The organism is Rathayibacter sp. AY1H3, from assembly GCF_002932015.1.
Map to the genome: position 1 here is coordinate 313,668 of NZ_PSUU01000001.1, position 15,089 is coordinate 328,756.

A 15,089-nucleotide genomic window follows, 5' to 3' on the forward strand; every position below is an offset into this window, starting at 1 on the left:
ACCCGTTATGGCACGCATCTACGACTGCTCCGTCGACACGGACCTCCTGACCGGCACCCGTCTCGCGCGGACGGCCATCGGCCGCGGCGAGCTCGTGGTGATCCCCACCGACACCGTCTACGGCGTCGCGGCCAACGCGTTCGACGCCGCCGCGGTCCAGCGCCTGCTCGACGCGAAGGGACGGACGAGGCAGTCGCCGCCGCCCGTCCTGATCGGGGACGTGGCCGCCCTCGACGCCCTCGCCGAGAACGTGCCGGAGGCGGTGCGCGACCTCGCGCGCGAGTTCTGGCCCGGCGGGCTCACCATCGTCCTGCACGCCCAGCCCTCACTGGTCTGGGACCTGGGCGAGACGCGCGGGACCGTGGCGCTGCGCATGCCGGACAACCCGGTGACGATCGAGCTCCTCGCCGAGACCGGCCCGCTGGCGGTCTCCTCCGCCAATCGCACGGGGCAGCCCTCGGCCACGACCGCACAGGAGGCGTTCGACCAGCTCGGCGACTCCGTCGACGTCTATCTCGACGCCGGCGCCGCCGGATCGCGCTACAGCGACCGCCCCGCGGGCGCCAGCGAGTCCTCGACGATCGTCGACGCGACAGCGCTGAGCTTCGAGGGCGGCACCCTGCGCATCCTGCGCCAGGGCGTCGTGTCGGCCGAGCGGATCCGCGAGGTCGTCGGAGACCTGCTGCCGGATCCGGACGCGCCTCGTGCCGAGACGTCGGAGCCCGACGCCTCCACGGCCGGCGCGGCGCAGGCCGGGTACCAGCAGGAGCCCGCCGAGACCGCGACCGGCAGCGACCCGTACGCCTTCGAGCGGACCCCGACCGCGCGCCCCGACTGGGCCTCCGGCGCCCGCCTGCAGGACGACTCCGCGCCCGGCGACTCCGCGCCCGTCGATTCCGCCGATGCGCCGGACACGGGCTCGTCGAGCACGAACGCGCCGACGCCCAACACCGGCACCGGCGCCGCCCGGACCGACTCCACTCCGGGTGAGTAACCGGTGATCACCTTCGCCCTCGTCTCGCTCGCGGTCGCGCTCGTGACCGGAGCGCTGTCGTGGGTCATCTGGAAGCTGAGCCTGAAGTACCGGCTCTACCCGAAGATCCGCGTCAGGGACATGCACACGCGGCCGACCCCCCGCCTGGGCGGCATCGCGATGTTCCTCGGGATCCTCGTCGGCTTCGGCATCGCCTCCCAGCTGCCCTACTTCCGGCTGGTGTTCGCCAATCCCGAGCCGATCCTCGCGATCCTCGGCGCGAGCCTGCTCATCGTCCTCATCGGCGTCGCCGACGACATCTGGGACCTGGACTGGAGCACGAAGCTGGCCGGTCAGCTGATCGCCGCCGGCCTGATCGCCTGGAAGGGCGTGCAGATCGTCTCCCTGCCGATCGGCGGCCTGACCGTCGGCTCGCCGTGGATGTCGCTGATCATCACCGTGCTCGCGATCGTCCTGGTCACCAACGCTCTCAACTTCATCGACGGCCTCGACGGCCTCGTGGCGGGCGTCGCCCTGATCGCCAACGGGGTCTTCTTCCTCTACAGCTACCTGCTGGTGCAGCAGACCTCGCCCACCGACTACTTCAACCTGGCCTCGCTCATCGCGGTCCTGCTCGTCGGCGCCTGCGCCGGATTCCTCCCCATCAACTGGCGTCCGGCGCGGATGTTCATGGGCGACAGCGGCGCACTGCTGATCGGGATGCTGATGGCCACCTCCGCGATCGCGGTCACCGGCCAGATCGACCCGGCCCAGCTCGCGGCGAAGGAGCTCCTGCCCGCGTTCATCCCGATCATCCTGCCGTTCGCGATACTCGTGGTGCCGCTGATGGACTTCGGCCTCGCTGTGATCAGGCGCCTGCGCGCGGGAAAGTCGCCGTTCAGCGCCGACCGGAAGCACCTGCACCACCGCCTGCTCGACATGGGGCACTCCCATCTGCACGCCGTGCTGATCTTCTACGCGTGGACCGCCGTCGTCGCCGTCAGCTGCCTGCTGATGTTCGTGGTCGACGTGCTGTGGGTCCCGCTCGTCTTCCTCGGAGTCGGTCTGCTGGTCTGCACCGTCGTCACGCTCGCCCCGCTCAGCCGCCGCAAGCGGCTCGAGGCGGCGGCGCAGTCCGCGGAGGCCTCACCCGTCCTCGACCCCCTCGACCGCGCGTCCTCGACGGAGCTGCTCCGTCCGCCGGCCGGACTCCCGATCGACCGGGACACGACAGCGCCGACCACGGCGCGGAAGGAAGCATCATGACCGGAGCCTCCCCGGCCACCCCCCGTCCGCAGCCCGCGTCCGTCCCCGTCCTGCGCCGCGCGCTGGTCGTGGGCGGCCTCTTCGTGCTCGCCCTGGCCGTTCTCGGCACCGTCGTCGGCGGGATCGCCGCCGGGGGAGAGGGCGCGATCGGAGCCCTCCTCGGCGCGATCGTCGGCGGCGTGATGGTGCTCCTCACCGCCGCGAGCATCCTCGTCGCCAACCGCCTCGACATCGGCGGGTTCTTCGCCGTCGTCCTCGGCACGTGGCTCGCCAAGTTCGTGCTGTTCGTGATCGCCGCCCTGGTCCTGCGCGATCAGCCGTGGCTGAACAGCACCGCGATGTTCGTCACGATCATCGTCGCCGTCCTGGGGTCCCTGGTGATCGACGTCCTCGTCGTCTCGCGCTCGCGCATGCCGAACGTCAGCGACATCGCTCGATGAGGACGAGCCGAACGGTTCCTGAGAGGACCACGATTCGGCTCTCAGGCCGTTCTGTTGCTACAGTAGGGACGAATCCCGCAGGCGAACGTGTCCTCAGATCGTCTCATCGTTGATGGCGGTCGTCGAGCACGATCGCCGTCCGAGCGGAAAACCCCACCTTTCGTCGTCGCGAGAGCGTTGCGTCCGAATGATTCGATTCGGTCGGCTGCAACGTGCCACGCCCCGAATTCCAGGAGCTAGCGCTGTTTGCTAACGCTGTGACCCTGTTGGTCTCGTCCTCGACCGGTGAGAGTGACTTCCACACCCCGTCGATCTCCGAGTTCTTCCCGCCCGGTTTCCTCTTCGAGGGAACCCCTTTCGAGATCAACCGCGTCATGCTGGTCCGCTTCATCGCGGTCATCGCACTGATGCTGTTCTTCTGGCTCGGGACGCGCAAGCTGCGCCTCGTCCCCGGCCGCTTCCAGAACGTCGTCGAGCTCGCGTTCGACTTCGTCCGCGTCACCATCGCCAAGGACATCCTCGGCGAGAAGGACGCGCGCCGGTTCCTCCCGATCCTCGTGACGATCTTCTTCGCGATCATCTCGATGAACCTGACCGGCATCGTCCCGTTCCTGAACATCGCGGGGACCTCCGTGGTGGGCATGCCGCTCTTCCTCGGCCTGGTCGCCTACGTGACGTTCATCTACGCGGGCATCAAGGACCGGGGGATGGGCTTCTTCAAGAACGCCCTGTTCCCGCCCGGAGCGCCGTTCCTGATCTACTTCATCCTCACGCCGATCGAGCTGCTGCAGACGTTCATCATCCGTCCGCTCTCGCTCGCACTGCGGCTCGTGATGAACATGATCGTCGGCCACCTCCTGCTAGTGCTGTGCTTCTCGGCCACGCAGTTCTTCCTCTTCAGCTCCCAGATCGACCCGGGCTTCAAGCTCTTCGGCGTCGTGACCTTCGCCTTCGGCGGTGCGTTCACGCTCTTCGAGCTCCTCGTCGCCGTGCTGCAGGCCTACATCTTCACCCTCCTCGCTGCGGTCTACATCCAGTTGGCCGTCGCCGAGGAGCACTGACCCCACTACTCACGGGCTCCCGCCCGTTCTCACGATCACCCCACTGAAAGGACCCACTCGTGGACTCAGTCACCGTTCTCGCCGAACTCACCGGCAACATCGCGACGGTCGGTTACGGCCTCGCAGCGATCGGCCCCGGCATCGGTGTCGGCATCGTCGCGGGCAAGACCGTCGAGGCCATGGCGCGCCAGCCCGAGATGGCCGGCCGCCTCCAGACCACGATGTTCCTCGGCATCGCGTTCACCGAGGTGCTCGCGCTCATCGGCCTCGCCACCTACTTCATCTTCGCGGCGTAGTCGTGTTCAGCACCGCTGTGAACATCGCTGCGGAAGAAGGTGACGTCCCCGCGGTCATTCTGATCCCGGAGTTCTACGACTTCTTCTGGTCGGGGGTGATCTTCCTCATCCTGCTGTTCTTCTTCTGGAGGCTGGTCCTGCCGCGCCTGCAGAAGATGCTCGACGCGCGCTCCGCCGCGATCGAGGGGAACATCGCGAAGGCCGACGAGGCCCAGCGACAGGCCGAGGCCGCCCTCGAGAAGTACACCGCCCAGCTGGCCGAGGCCCGCGCCGAGGCCGGAGTGATCCGTGAGAAGGCGAACGCCGACGGCAACGCGATCGTGGCGGCGAAGAAGGAGCAGGCGCAGGTCGAGGCCGAGCGCATCCTCCACAACGCGCACGCCCAGATCGAGGCGGACCGTCAGGCCGCCGTGGTCTCGCTCCGCTCCGAAGTCGGAACCCTCGCCATCGACCTCGCCTCCGGCGTGATCGGCGAGAGCCTCAACGACGACGCGAAGGCGTCCGCGATCGTGGACCGCTTCCTCGCCGACCTCGAGGCCTCGGAGAAGGCGAACAACTGATGGGCAGCGCGTCCAGGCAGGCACTCGCATCGGCGAAGGCGGAGCTCTCCGCCCTCGCCGGTCAGGCGTCCCTCGACACGGCCCAGCAGCTCTTCGAGGCCGCACGGGTCATCGACAGCAATGCGCAGCTGCGCGCGGCACTAGCCGATCCGAGCGACGACTCGATCAGCAAACAGGCTATCGTCTCCCGCGTGTTCGGTCCCTTCGGCGAGCCGGCCAAGCGCCTGCTCACCGTGATCGTCGGCCACCGCTGGTCGAGCCCGAGCGACATGGTCGCCGGGGTCGAGGAGGTCGGGGTCCGCGCGATCGCGTCGTCCGCTCCGGAGGGCGTCAACCTCGAGAAGGAGCTCCACTCCTTCGGCGAGGTCGTCGCCTCCGACGCCCAGCTCGAGCTCGCGCTCGGCAGCAAGCTCGCCGCCGCCGACTCGAAGGTCGCGCTCGTGCAGCGCCTCCTCGAGGGCAAGGCCGCGGCCGAGACGCTGGCGATCCTCCGGCAGCTGATCGCGCACCCGCGCGGTCGCCGCATCCCGGAGCTCGTCCGCTTCGCAGCAGGCGTGGTCGCCGACCAGGGCGGGTTCATCCTCGCCACGGTCTCGGTCGCCGCACCGATCGCCCCCGAGCAGCTCGACCGGCTCCGCTCGGCGCTCACGCGCCAGTACAGCCGACCGGTCTCCGTCAACGTCGTGGTCGATCCCTCCCTCCTGGGCGGGATGCGCCTGCACGTCGGCGACGAGGTCATCGACGGAACCGTCTCCGCACGGCTGTCCGACCTGAAGCTCCAGCTCGCGTCCTGACGGGCGCACGTATCCTCAGAGGGCACTGCCCTCGACCCCCGCACCATCCAGGTCAGGCCCCGACGACCTCTTCGGCTCGCACGGACCCAACGAATAGGAATTCCCATGGCAGATATCACCATCAGCCCGGATGAGATCCGCGACGCGCTGAAGGACTTCGTCTCGTCGTACGAGCCGGGCAAGGCCTCCACCACCGAGGTCGGCTACGTCATCGACGCCGCCGACGGCATCGCCCACGTCGAGGGCCTCCCCGGCGTCATGGCCAACGAGCTCATCCGCTTCTCCAACGGTGTCCTGGGCCTGGCCCAGAACCTCGACGAGAACGAGATCGGCGTCGTCGTCCTCGGCGAGTTCTCCGGCATCGAGGAGGGCATGGAGGTCACCCGCACCGGCGAGGTCCTCTCGGTCCCCGTCGGCGACGGCTACCTCGGCCGCGTCGTCGACCCGCTCGGCAACCCGATCGACGGACTCGGCGAGATCGCCTCCGAGGGCCGCCGCGCCCTCGAGCTCCAGGCTCCCGGCGTCATGTCGCGCAAGTCGGTCCACGAGCCGCTGCAGACCGGCATCAAGGCCATCGACGCGATGATCCCGGTCGGCCGCGGCCAGCGCCAGCTCATCATCGGCGACCGCCAGACCGGCAAGACGGCCATCGCGATCGACACGATCATCAACCAGAAGGCCAACTGGGAGTCGGGCGACACGAACAAGCAGGTCCGCTGCATCTACGTCGCCATCGGCCAGAAGGGCTCGACCATCGCCTCGGTGAAGGGCGCGCTCGAGGACGCCGGAGCGATGGAGTACACGACCATCGTCGCGTCCCCCGCCTCCGACCCCGCCGGCTTCAAGTACCTCGCCCCCTACACCGGCTCGGCCATCGGCCAGCACTGGATGTACGGCGGCAAGCACGTCCTGATCATCTTCGACGACCTGTCGAAGCAGGCCGAGGCCTACCGCGCCGTGTCGCTCCTCCTGCGCCGCCCGCCGGGACGCGAGGCGTACCCGGGTGACGTCTTCTACCTGCACTCCCGTCTGCTGGAGCGCTGCGCGAAGCTGTCCGACGAGCTCGGCGCCGGCTCGATGACCGGTCTCCCGATCATCGAGACCAAGGCGAACGACGTCTCGGCCTACATCCCGACTAACGTGATCTCGATCACCGACGGCCAGATCTTCCTCCAGTCCGACCTCTTCAACGCCAACCAGCGTCCCGCGGTCGACGTGGGCATCTCGGTCTCGCGGGTCGGCGGCGACGCGCAGGTCAAGTCGATCAAGAAGGTCTCCGGCACGCTGAAGCTCGAGCTGGCGCAGTACCGCTCGCTCGAGGCCTTCGCGATGTTCGCCTCCGACCTCGACGCCGCCTCGCGCCGTCAGCTCGCCCGCGGCGCCCGCCTCACCGAGCTGCTCAAGCAGCCGCAGTACTCGCCGTACCCCGTCGAGGAGCAGGTCGTCTCGATCTGGGCCGGAACGAACGGCAAGCTCGACGAGGTCCCGGTCCCCGACGTGCTGCGCTTCGAGCGCGAGCTCCTGGACTACCTGGGCCGCAACACCCAGGTGCTGAACACCCTCCGCGACACCAACGTGCTCTCCGACGACACCGTCGCCGAGCTCAACCGTGCCGTCGACGGCTTCAAGCTGGAGTTCCAGACCGGTGAGGGCAAGCCGCTCGCCTCGGTCGGGCGCGAGGAGCACCAGGCCATCGCGGCCGACGAGGTCGGCCAGGAGAAGATCGTCAAGGGCCGTCGCTGACCAGCGGCACCCCGACGATTCGCCACTTTTAGGACAACAGGAGACACATGGGAGCGCAACTCCGGGTCTACCGGTCGAAGATCCGCTCGGCCCAGACGACCAAGAAGATCACTCGGGCCATGGAGCTGATCTCGGCCTCGCGCATCCAGAAGGCGCAGAACCGCGTCGCTGCCGCGGCGCCTTACTCGAACGCGATCACGCGCGCCGTGTCCGCTGTCGCGACCTACTCGAACGTGGAGCACCCGCTCACGACCGAGCGCGAGAAGCTGGACACGGCCGCGATCGTGATCTTCACCTCCGACCGCGGCCTCGCCGGCGCGTTCTCCTCGAGCGTGCTCAAGGAGGCCGAGGAGCTGGCCGCGCTGCTGCGCAGCGAGGGCAAGGAGGTCGTCTTCTACCTGGTCGGCCGCAAGGCGAACGCGTACTTCTCGTTCCGGAAGCGGGCCAGCGTCCGCGTCTGGACGGGCGGCACCGACCAGCCCGTGTTCGAGACGGCGAAGGAGATCGCGGACGCGGTCGTCGAGTCGTACAACCTCGATGACGAGGAGGGCGGCGTGGACGAGATCCACCTCGTCTACAACCGCTTCGTCAGCATGGTCACCCAGCAGCCGACCGTCGTCCGGCTGCTGCCGCTCGAGGTCGTCGAGGGCGCCGAGGAGCAGAACAGCGAGCTGTACCCGCTCTACGAGTTCGAGCCCGACCCCGAGACGGTCCTCGACCGCCTCCTGCCCGTGTACGTCGAGAGCCGCATCTTCAACGCGATGCTGCAGTCGGCGGCCTCGGAGCACGCGGCACGCCAGAAGGCCATGAAGTCGGCGAGCGACAACGCGGACACGCTGATCAAGACCTACACGCGTCTCGCCAACAACGCCCGCCAGACCGAGATCACGCAGCAGATCGCCGAGATCGTCGGCGGCGCCGACGCCCTGTCCTCCTCCAAGTAAGAGGGCTCCGCTCCACACAGTTTCGACTCCGCCCTCCGGGAGCGGTGAGACCACAGAAGGAAGTAGCAATGACACTGACCGCACCTGAGGCGGCGACCGGGACGTCGGGCGGGGCCATCGGCCGCATCGCCCGCGTCACCGGCCCCGTCGTTGACATCGAGTTCCCCCACGACGCGATCCCCGAGGTCTACAACGCGCTCTACACGCACGTCGAGGTCGAGGGCGTCTCGAGCAAGCTGACCTTCGAGGTCGCGCAGCACCTGGGCGACGACCTCGTCCGGGCCATCTCCCTGAACCCCACCGACGGACTCGTCCGCGGCCAGGAGGTCCACGACACCGGCCTGCCGATCTCGGTCCCGGTCGGCGACGTGACCAAGGGCAAGGTCTTCAACGTGATCGGCGAGGTGCTCAACGCCGACGCCGACGGGAAGATCAACGGAGAGTCGTTCGAGATCACCGAGCGCTGGCCGATCCACCGCAAGCCCCCGCAGTTCGACCAGCTCGAGTCCAAGACCGAGCTGTTCGAGACCGGCATCAAGGTCATCGACCTGCTCACTCCGTACGTGCAGGGCGGCAAGATCGGCCTGTTCGGCGGCGCGGGCGTCGGCAAGACCGTCCTCATCCAGGAGATGATCCAGCGCGTCGCGCAGGACCACGGTGGAGTGTCCGTGTTCGCCGGCGTCGGCGAGCGCACCCGTGAGGGCAACGACCTCATCGCCGAGATGGAGGAGGCGGGCGTCTTCGACAAGACCGCTCTCGTCTTCGGCCAGATGGACGAGCCGCCGGGAACGCGTCTGCGCGTCGCCCTGTCGGCCCTGACCATGGCGGAGTACTTCCGCGATGTGCAGAAGCAGGACGTGCTGCTCTTCATCGACAACATCTTCCGCTTCACGCAGGCCGGCTCGGAGGTGTCGACCCTGCTGGGCCGCATGCCCTCCGCGGTGGGCTACCAGCCGAACCTCGCCGACGAGATGGGTGTGCTCCAGGAGCGCATCACCTCGACGCGCGGACACTCGATCACCTCGCTGCAGGCGATCTACGTCCCCGCCGACGACTACACCGACCCGGCGCCGGCGACCACCTTCGCCCACCTCGACGCGACCACCGAGCTCTCCCGTGAGATCGCGTCGAAGGGCCTCTACCCGGCCGTCGACCCGCTCACGTCCACCTCGCGAATCCTCGACCCCCGCTACCTGGGCGCCGACCACTACCGCGTGGCGACGAACGTGAAGCAGATCCTGCAGAAGAACAAGGAGCTGCAGGAGATCATCGCGATCCTCGGTGTCGACGAGCTGTCGGAGGAGGACAAGATCACGGTGTCGCGTGCGCGCCGGATCCAGCAGTTCCTCTCGCAGAACACCTACATGGCGAAGAAGTTCACCGGTGTCGAGGGATCGACCGTCCCGCTGAAGGACACGATCGAGTCGTTCGACGCGATCACCAAGGGCGAGTTCGACCACGTGGCCGAGCAGGCGTTCTTCAACGTCGGCTCGATCTCGGACGTCGAGGAGAAGTGGACCCAGATCCAGAAGGAGAACGGCTGATCATGGCCGGGACCCTGAAGGTCAGCGTCGTGTCCGCGAACGCCGAGGTGTGGTCCGGAGAGGCGAAGCAGCTCACGGCTCGCACGGTCGAGGGCGAGATCGGCATCCTCGCCGGCCACGAGCCGATGCTCGCGATCCTCGCCACCGGCGAGGTGCGCGTCACGGCCCTGGACGGCACGCGTCTCACCGCGCAGGCCGACGACGGCTTCCTGTCCGTCGAGAACGACGTGGTGACCGTGGTCGCCCGTCAGGCATCGCTGGTCTAGTACACCGCCGCTCACCGCGGCACGGAGGGGCCGGACGATCATCGCGATCGTCCGGCCCCTTCGTCGTGCCGCCCGTCCCTCTTCTCCGAAGGAGTCCTGTGCACGTCCTGCTGCCACCGTCCGAGACGAAGCGCGACGGCGGCGACGAGCCGTTCGTGCTCGAGTCGCTCGCCTTCCCCGAGCTCCACGCGAAGCGGCGCGAGCTGGCGGAGGCGCTGATCGCGCTGGCCGGGGACCGCGAGCTCTCGGCCCGGGCGCTGAAGCTCGGTCCGCGTCAGCTCGGCGAGATCGATCGCAACGCGGCGCTCGCGACCGCGGCAGGCCTCCCCGCGGTCGACCGCTTCGACGGGGTGCTCTTCGATGCGCTCGACGCGCGCAGGCTCGATCCCGGTGCACGGGAGGTGCTCGGTCGGACGGCGATCGTGCAGTCCGCGCTCTGGGGGCCGATCCGCGCCCTCGACCTGATCCCTGCATACCGTCTGTCCCACGACTCCCGCGTCCCGGGGAGGTCGCTCAAGCGCTGGTGGGCAGCGGAGGCCGGGCGGGTGCTGAGCGCGCTCGACGGGCTCGTCCTCGATCTGCGGAGCGAGGCGTACGCGGCGCTCGGACCGGTTCCCGCGGGCGAGGGGCGGTTCTTCGTCCGCGTCCGCTCGCGCGGGGCCGACGGCGCACTCCGGTCGCTGAACCACTTCAACAAGCAGGGCAAGGGACGCTTCGTCAGGGCGCTGGCGGAGGACCGGGTGGCGACGGAGTCGCTCGGCGAGCTCTCGGCGTGGGCGGCCGGGCGCGGGTTCCTGCTCGCCGAGAACCGGCACACGGGAGAGCTCGACCTCGTCGTGCCGGAGTCGTAGGCGTCAGCGTCGGCGCCAGCAGCCGGTGAGGTGGTCGTCGACGACTCCGGCCGACTGCATCAGCGCGTACGCGGTGGTCGGTCCGACGAAGCGGAGCCCAGCGGCCTTCAGCGCTCGCGCGAGCGCCGTCGACCCGGGCGTCGTCGCAGGGACGTCGGCGGCTCGGACCACCCGGTCCTCGACGTCCGGATCGTGGAAGGACCACACGAGCTCGTCGAGCGCGCCCTCGCCTCTCTGCTCCAGGAGCGCGAGCACGGCCCGGGCGTTGTCCCGGGTGGCGATGATCTTCGCGCGGTTCCGGATGATGCCGCTGTCCTCCATCAGCCGCTCGACATCGGTGTCGTCGTACCGGGCGACGCGGGCCGGATCGAAGCCGTCGAAGGCCTCGCGGAACCTCGGCCGCTTGCGGAGGATCGTGATCCAGGAGAGGCCGGACTGGAACGCCTCGAGGGAGATCTTCTCGAACAGCGGGCGATCTCCGTGCAGCGGGGTGCCCCATTCCTCGTCGTGGTAGCGGCGGTACTCCGGATCCGCGCCGCTCCAGGCGCAGCGGACCAGGCCGTCCTCTCCCTCGACGAGTCCGTCGGCCGTGCTCATCGGTGGGGGATCCCCTCGTGATCGAGAAGCCAGGCTTTCGTGGCGACGCCCTCGCCCGCGCTGAAGCCGGTGATCCGTCCGTCGCTCGCGAGGACGCGGTGGCAGCCCACGATGATCGGCACCGGGTTCGCACCTACCGCTCCGCCGATCGGCCGGCCCGCCCGGGGGCGACCGGCGGCCGTGCCCAGTGCGCCGTAGGAGGTGATCTCCCCGAAGCCCAGAGCCTGGAGCCGCTGCCAGATCTCGAGCTGGAAGGGCGTGCCGCGCAGAGCGACCGGCAGATCGAAAGAGCGGCGGGTCCCGTCGAAGTACTCGTCCAGCTGCTCGACGGCCCGCAGGAGCACCGGGAGGTCCGACTCCGGGAGGTGCTCGTGCGGGAGCAGACCGGCCTGCTCGATGGCGAGCGAGACGATCGCATCGCCGTCGCTGCCCACTTCGATGCGGCCGAGGGGGCTCGTCGTCCGTCGGACGTGAAGGGGAGTCGTTCTCATGCGTCGAGAGTATCCGCGGGACTCCCCACCGACCGGCGGGAATCGGACACCGGTGCAGAACTCGGCCGATCGGTCCCTGTGGAGGGATTCCTGGGGGCCGGAGGGCGCCATCCGTGCGCCGGCGATTCGGTGTCGATGGGACCTCTCCCTCCACAGGCGGCGATCTCGAGATCCTTCCGATGATCCCGAGGGCCGTCGCTCCCGGCGGGTGCGAGGGTCGGCAGGATCGCAGCATGACCTCCTCAGCGCTCCTCCTCCGCCCCGCTCCCGCCTCGCGTGTCCCGGCCTCACCCGACGACGCCGCCCTGTTCCACGCCGCTCACGGGTCCCGGCGGTGTGCGGCCGAGGCGAGCCTCGTGCTCGTCCCGTTCCGGGCCGGCGCGCCGAGCGGCTCGCTCCGCTTCGAGCTGTCGGGGGCGGATCCGTCCCTGATCGCGCGGGCCAGCCTCGGTGCGCTCGGCCGGTTCGGGCGGGTGCAGCGAGCACTCGCGCTGGTGCATCCCGGCGAGGCGGGTCCGGAGTCGTGCGAGGGACTCGTCGCCGCCCTCGAGGAGCGTGCGCGCCGGCTCCCCGGCCTCGCCCTCCGCGTCGCCGTGCTCCCGTCGTCCGGCCGCGACGACGGGCTCGAGGCCGGCGACCGGGACGACCCGCGAGCGGTGGCCGCCGCGGTCGACCGTCTCCTCGACCGCCACCCGCGGGCCGAACTGCCCGACGTGCTGTTGCACGGCGTCGACGACCTCGTCCGGCGAGCTCTCACCGGTCCCGATCCCGAGGTCCGGCCTGCGGGCCTGGCTGCGCTCGTCGTGGCCGTGCAGCGCAGCCGCGGTGCGGACCGCGTGCTGCGGTCGGCGCGGAGCGGTGACCCCTGCGCGGCGGGAGCGCTCGCCCCGCTGCTCCGCCGTGCCGCCGTCGTCGCACCCGCGAGCGAGCGAGCCGGAGTGCTCGTCCTCCTCGCGCGGATCCTGGCCGGTGAGGGCCGTGCCGACGAGGCCGGACGGCTCGCCGACGAGGCCGTCGCTCTCGATCCGCACCACGCAGGTGCGCGCCGGGTCGCGGCCGCACTCGCCGCCGATCGGCGGGAGCGCGCCGCGTGAGGTCGCTAGAGCCGCGACCAGGCCTCGGTGAGAACGCTCCGGAGGATCTGCTCGATCTCGTCGAACTCGCGCGGGCCGATGGTGAGCGGCGGTGCGAGCTGCACGACGGGATCGCCTCGGTCGTCCGCCCGGCAGTACAGCCCCGCGTCGAAGAGCCCCTTCGAGAGGAATCCGCGCAGCAGCCGCTCCGACTCGTCCTCGTCGAACGTCTCCTTCGTCGCCTTGTCCTTCACCAGCTCGATGCCGAAGAAGTAGCCGTCGCCCCGGACGTCGCCGACGATCGGCAGGTCGAGCAGCTTCTCGAGCGTGGACCGGAAGACGGGCGAGTTCTCGCGCACGCGCTCGTTCAGGCCCTCCTCCTCGAATATGTCGAGGTTCTCGAGCGCGACCGCGGCCGAGACGGGGTGGCCGCCGAAGGTGTAGCCGTGCGGGAAGACGACCTGACCGTGGCGGAAGGGCTCGTAGATCCGATCGCTGACGATCGTCGCGCCGATGGGGGAGTAGCCGCTGGTCATCCCCTTCGCGCAGGTGATCATGTCCGGCACGTAGCCGTACTCGTCGCAGGCGAACATGTGCCCGATACGGCCGAACGCGCAGATCACCTCATCGGACACCAGCAGCACGTCGTGCTTGTCGCAGATCTCGCGGACCCTCTGGAAGTACCCGGGAGGGGGCGGGAAGCAGCCGCCCGAGTTCTGCACGGGTTCCAGGAACACGGCGGCCACCGTGTCCGGCCCCTCGAACTCGATCATCTCCTCGATGCGGTTCGCCGCCCACAGGCCGAACGCCTCGAGGTCGTCGCCGTGCTCGGGAGCCCGGTAGAAGTTGGTGTTGGGGACACGGAAGCCGCCCGGCACCAGCGGTTCGAACATCGACTTCATCCCGGGGATGCCCGTGATCGCGAGCGCTCCCTGGGGAGTGCCGTGATACGCGACCGAGCGCGAGACGACCTTGTGCTTGCCCGGCTTGCCCTGCAGCTTCCAGTAGTGCTTGGCGAGCTTGAAAGCCGTCTCCACAGCCTCGCCGCCGCCGGTCGAGAAGAAGACCCGGTTGAGGTCGCCCGGCGCGTGGTCGGCGAGCCGGTCGGCCAGCTCGATCGCCGAGGGGGTCGCGTAGGACCAGAGCGGGAAGAAGGAGAGCTCGGACGCCTGCTTCGCCGCGGCCTCCGCCAGTCGGCGCCGCCCGTGTCCCGCATTGACGACGAAGAGGCCGGACAGGCCGTCGAAGTACTTGCGCCCGGTGCTGTCCCAGATGTGGTGTCCCTCGCCGCGCGTGATGATCGGCACGCCCGCGCCGGAGTCCATCGTCGACTGACGGGTGAAGTGCATCCAGAGGTGGTCCTTCGCCTTCTTCTGCAGGGAGGCGTCGTCGATCCCCCCTGGCGCGTCGGTCCCGCGGACGGGATCGCCCGACTCGAGGCCGGAGGTCGAGAAGGCTGTCTCGGTGGTCATCTTTTACCGCGTTCCCCAGTTGTAGAACTGCTTGTGGAGCTTCAGATAGACGAAGGTCTCGGTCGAGAGCACGCCGGGAAGCGACCGGATCTCCTGGTTGAGCAGGGCGATCAGATCGTCGTCGTTCTCGCACACGACCTCGGCGAGGATGTCGAAGGAGCCGGCTGTCAGCACGACGTAGTCGACGGCGGGGATGGAGGCGAGCCGGTCCGCGACGTCGCGGGTGTCGCCGGTGACGCGCACACCGATCATCGCCTGGCGGTAGAAGCCGAGCTGCATCGGATCCGTCACCGCGACGATCTGCATGACGCCCGACTCCGTGAGCTTCTGCACCCGCTGCCGGACGGCCGCCTCGCTCAGGCCCACGGCCTTGCCGATCTCGGCGTACGAGCGCCGACCGTCGGCCTGCAGCTGCTCGATGATCGCCTTCGACACCTCGTCGAGCTGGACAGGACGCTGAGAGGGTGGGCGAGACGGGGCCATGCGGCGATTCTGGCAGTCCACGGGGGCCCGGGCAAGTGGATCCGCACGTCGGAGCTCGCTCCGGCATCGGATCCGGTGGTCGGAGCGTGGTCCCGTCTGCGCGACGGACATCGGGCGACAGCGATGGCGGCCGGCTCGGCGGAGGGCCGTCAGCGACTACCATCGGGAGGCGGCAGGGCACCCCTGGAGCCGGCGGTCACGGGCCGTCGGACCGGACGGCCGCGGGCCACGGGGA

The 15,089-nt window shown here is 69.4% G+C and carries 17 protein-coding genes; 13 read left to right on the forward strand and 4 right to left on the reverse strand.

Annotated elements, in window-relative coordinates; genetic code table 11:
- The first annotated feature begins 7 nt into the window (after nt 1–7).
- The 12 genes from C5C33_RS01435 to C5C33_RS01490 all read left to right on the forward strand — a co-directional run bounded on the left by C5C33_RS01435 (nt 8) and on the right by C5C33_RS01490 (nt 10,738).
- On the forward strand, nt 8–994 hold the full coding sequence (locus C5C33_RS01435; protein WP_104260208.1) for an L-threonylcarbamoyladenylate synthase: 987 nt from the start codon (nt 8–10) through the stop codon (nt 992–994).
- 3 nt (nt 995–997) lie between these two features.
- Nucleotides 998–2,239, forward strand: a complete 1,242-nt coding sequence (locus C5C33_RS01440) for an MraY family glycosyltransferase (protein ID WP_181136160.1) — start codon at nt 998–1,000, stop codon at nt 2,237–2,239.
- Nucleotides 2,236–2,679 carry a hypothetical protein gene (locus tag C5C33_RS01445; protein WP_104223021.1) on the forward strand — a complete coding sequence of 148 codons (444 nt, stop codon included), beginning with the start codon at nt 2,236–2,238 and terminating at the stop codon, nt 2,677–2,679. The genes C5C33_RS01440 and C5C33_RS01445 overlap by 4 nt, the downstream gene beginning before the upstream one ends.
- A 257-nt stretch (nt 2,680–2,936) precedes the next feature.
- Nucleotides 2,937–3,740, forward strand: coding sequence for a F0F1 ATP synthase subunit A (gene atpB, locus C5C33_RS01450; protein WP_068254016.1), 804 nt, complete (start codon nt 2,937–2,939; stop codon nt 3,738–3,740).
- A gap of 59 nt (nt 3,741–3,799) precedes the next feature.
- Nucleotides 3,800–4,036, forward strand: a complete 237-nt coding sequence (locus C5C33_RS01455; protein WP_055794702.1) for an ATP synthase F0 subunit C — start codon at nt 3,800–3,802, stop codon at nt 4,034–4,036.
- Nucleotides 4,037–4,038: 2 nt separating this feature from the next.
- Complete coding sequence (locus C5C33_RS01460) at nt 4,039–4,596, forward strand: F0F1 ATP synthase subunit B (RefSeq protein ID WP_244229449.1); 558 nt, start codon at nt 4,039–4,041, stop codon at nt 4,594–4,596.
- Nucleotides 4,596–5,390, forward strand: coding sequence for a F0F1 ATP synthase subunit delta (locus C5C33_RS01465; protein WP_104260209.1), 795 nt, complete (start codon nt 4,596–4,598; stop codon nt 5,388–5,390). The genes C5C33_RS01460 and C5C33_RS01465 overlap by 1 nt, the downstream gene beginning before the upstream one ends.
- Before the next feature lie 105 nt (nt 5,391–5,495).
- Nucleotides 5,496–7,133 carry a F0F1 ATP synthase subunit alpha gene (gene atpA, locus C5C33_RS01470; protein WP_104223023.1) on the forward strand — a complete coding sequence of 546 codons (1,638 nt, stop codon included), beginning with the start codon at nt 5,496–5,498 and terminating at the stop codon, nt 7,131–7,133.
- Between the two features lie 47 nt (nt 7,134–7,180).
- Complete coding sequence (locus C5C33_RS01475; protein ID WP_104223024.1) at nt 7,181–8,077, forward strand: F0F1 ATP synthase subunit gamma; 897 nt, start codon at nt 7,181–7,183, stop codon at nt 8,075–8,077.
- Nucleotides 8,078–8,145: 68 nt separating this feature from the next.
- Nucleotides 8,146–9,621 (forward strand): F0F1 ATP synthase subunit beta, encoded by a 1,476-nt coding sequence (gene atpD / locus C5C33_RS01480; protein WP_104223025.1) that lies wholly within the window; start codon nt 8,146–8,148, stop codon nt 9,619–9,621.
- Nucleotides 9,622–9,623: 2 nt separating this feature from the next.
- Nucleotides 9,624–9,887, forward strand: a complete 264-nt coding sequence (locus tag C5C33_RS01485; protein WP_104223026.1) for a F0F1 ATP synthase subunit epsilon — start codon at nt 9,624–9,626, stop codon at nt 9,885–9,887.
- A gap of 98 nt (nt 9,888–9,985) precedes the next feature.
- Nucleotides 9,986–10,738: a YaaA family protein gene (locus tag C5C33_RS01490; protein WP_104260101.1), complete on the forward strand. Its 753-nt coding sequence runs from the start codon at nt 9,986–9,988 to the stop codon at nt 10,736–10,738.
- 3 nt (nt 10,739–10,741) lie between these two features.
- Here C5C33_RS01490 and C5C33_RS01495 read toward each other — a convergent pair whose 3' ends face one another.
- Nucleotides 10,742–11,335 (reverse strand): DNA-3-methyladenine glycosylase I, encoded by a 594-nt coding sequence (locus C5C33_RS01495; RefSeq protein WP_104260210.1) that lies wholly within the window; start codon nt 11,333–11,335, stop codon nt 10,742–10,744.
- Nucleotides 11,332–11,826, reverse strand: a complete 495-nt coding sequence (locus tag C5C33_RS01500) for a methylated-DNA--[protein]-cysteine S-methyltransferase (protein WP_104223029.1) — start codon at nt 11,824–11,826, stop codon at nt 11,332–11,334. The genes C5C33_RS01495 and C5C33_RS01500 overlap by 4 nt, the downstream gene beginning before the upstream one ends.
- Nucleotides 11,827–12,059: 233 nt before the next feature.
- On the opposite strand from C5C33_RS01500, the gene C5C33_RS01505 reads away from it, so the two are divergent.
- Entirely contained in the window at nt 12,060–12,920 is an 861-nt protein-coding gene (locus tag C5C33_RS01505; RefSeq protein WP_104260100.1) for a hypothetical protein, read from the forward strand.
- 5 nt (nt 12,921–12,925) lie between these two features.
- On the opposite strand, the gene C5C33_RS01510 is transcribed toward C5C33_RS01505, so the two are convergent.
- Complete coding sequence (locus C5C33_RS01510; RefSeq protein WP_104223031.1) at nt 12,926–14,371, reverse strand: aspartate aminotransferase family protein; 1,446 nt, start codon at nt 14,369–14,371, stop codon at nt 12,926–12,928.
- A gap of 3 nt (nt 14,372–14,374) precedes the next feature.
- Entirely contained in the window at nt 14,375–14,854 is a 480-nt protein-coding gene (locus C5C33_RS01515) for an Lrp/AsnC family transcriptional regulator (RefSeq protein WP_104223032.1), read from the reverse strand.
- Nucleotides 14,855–15,089 lie beyond the last annotated feature (235 nt).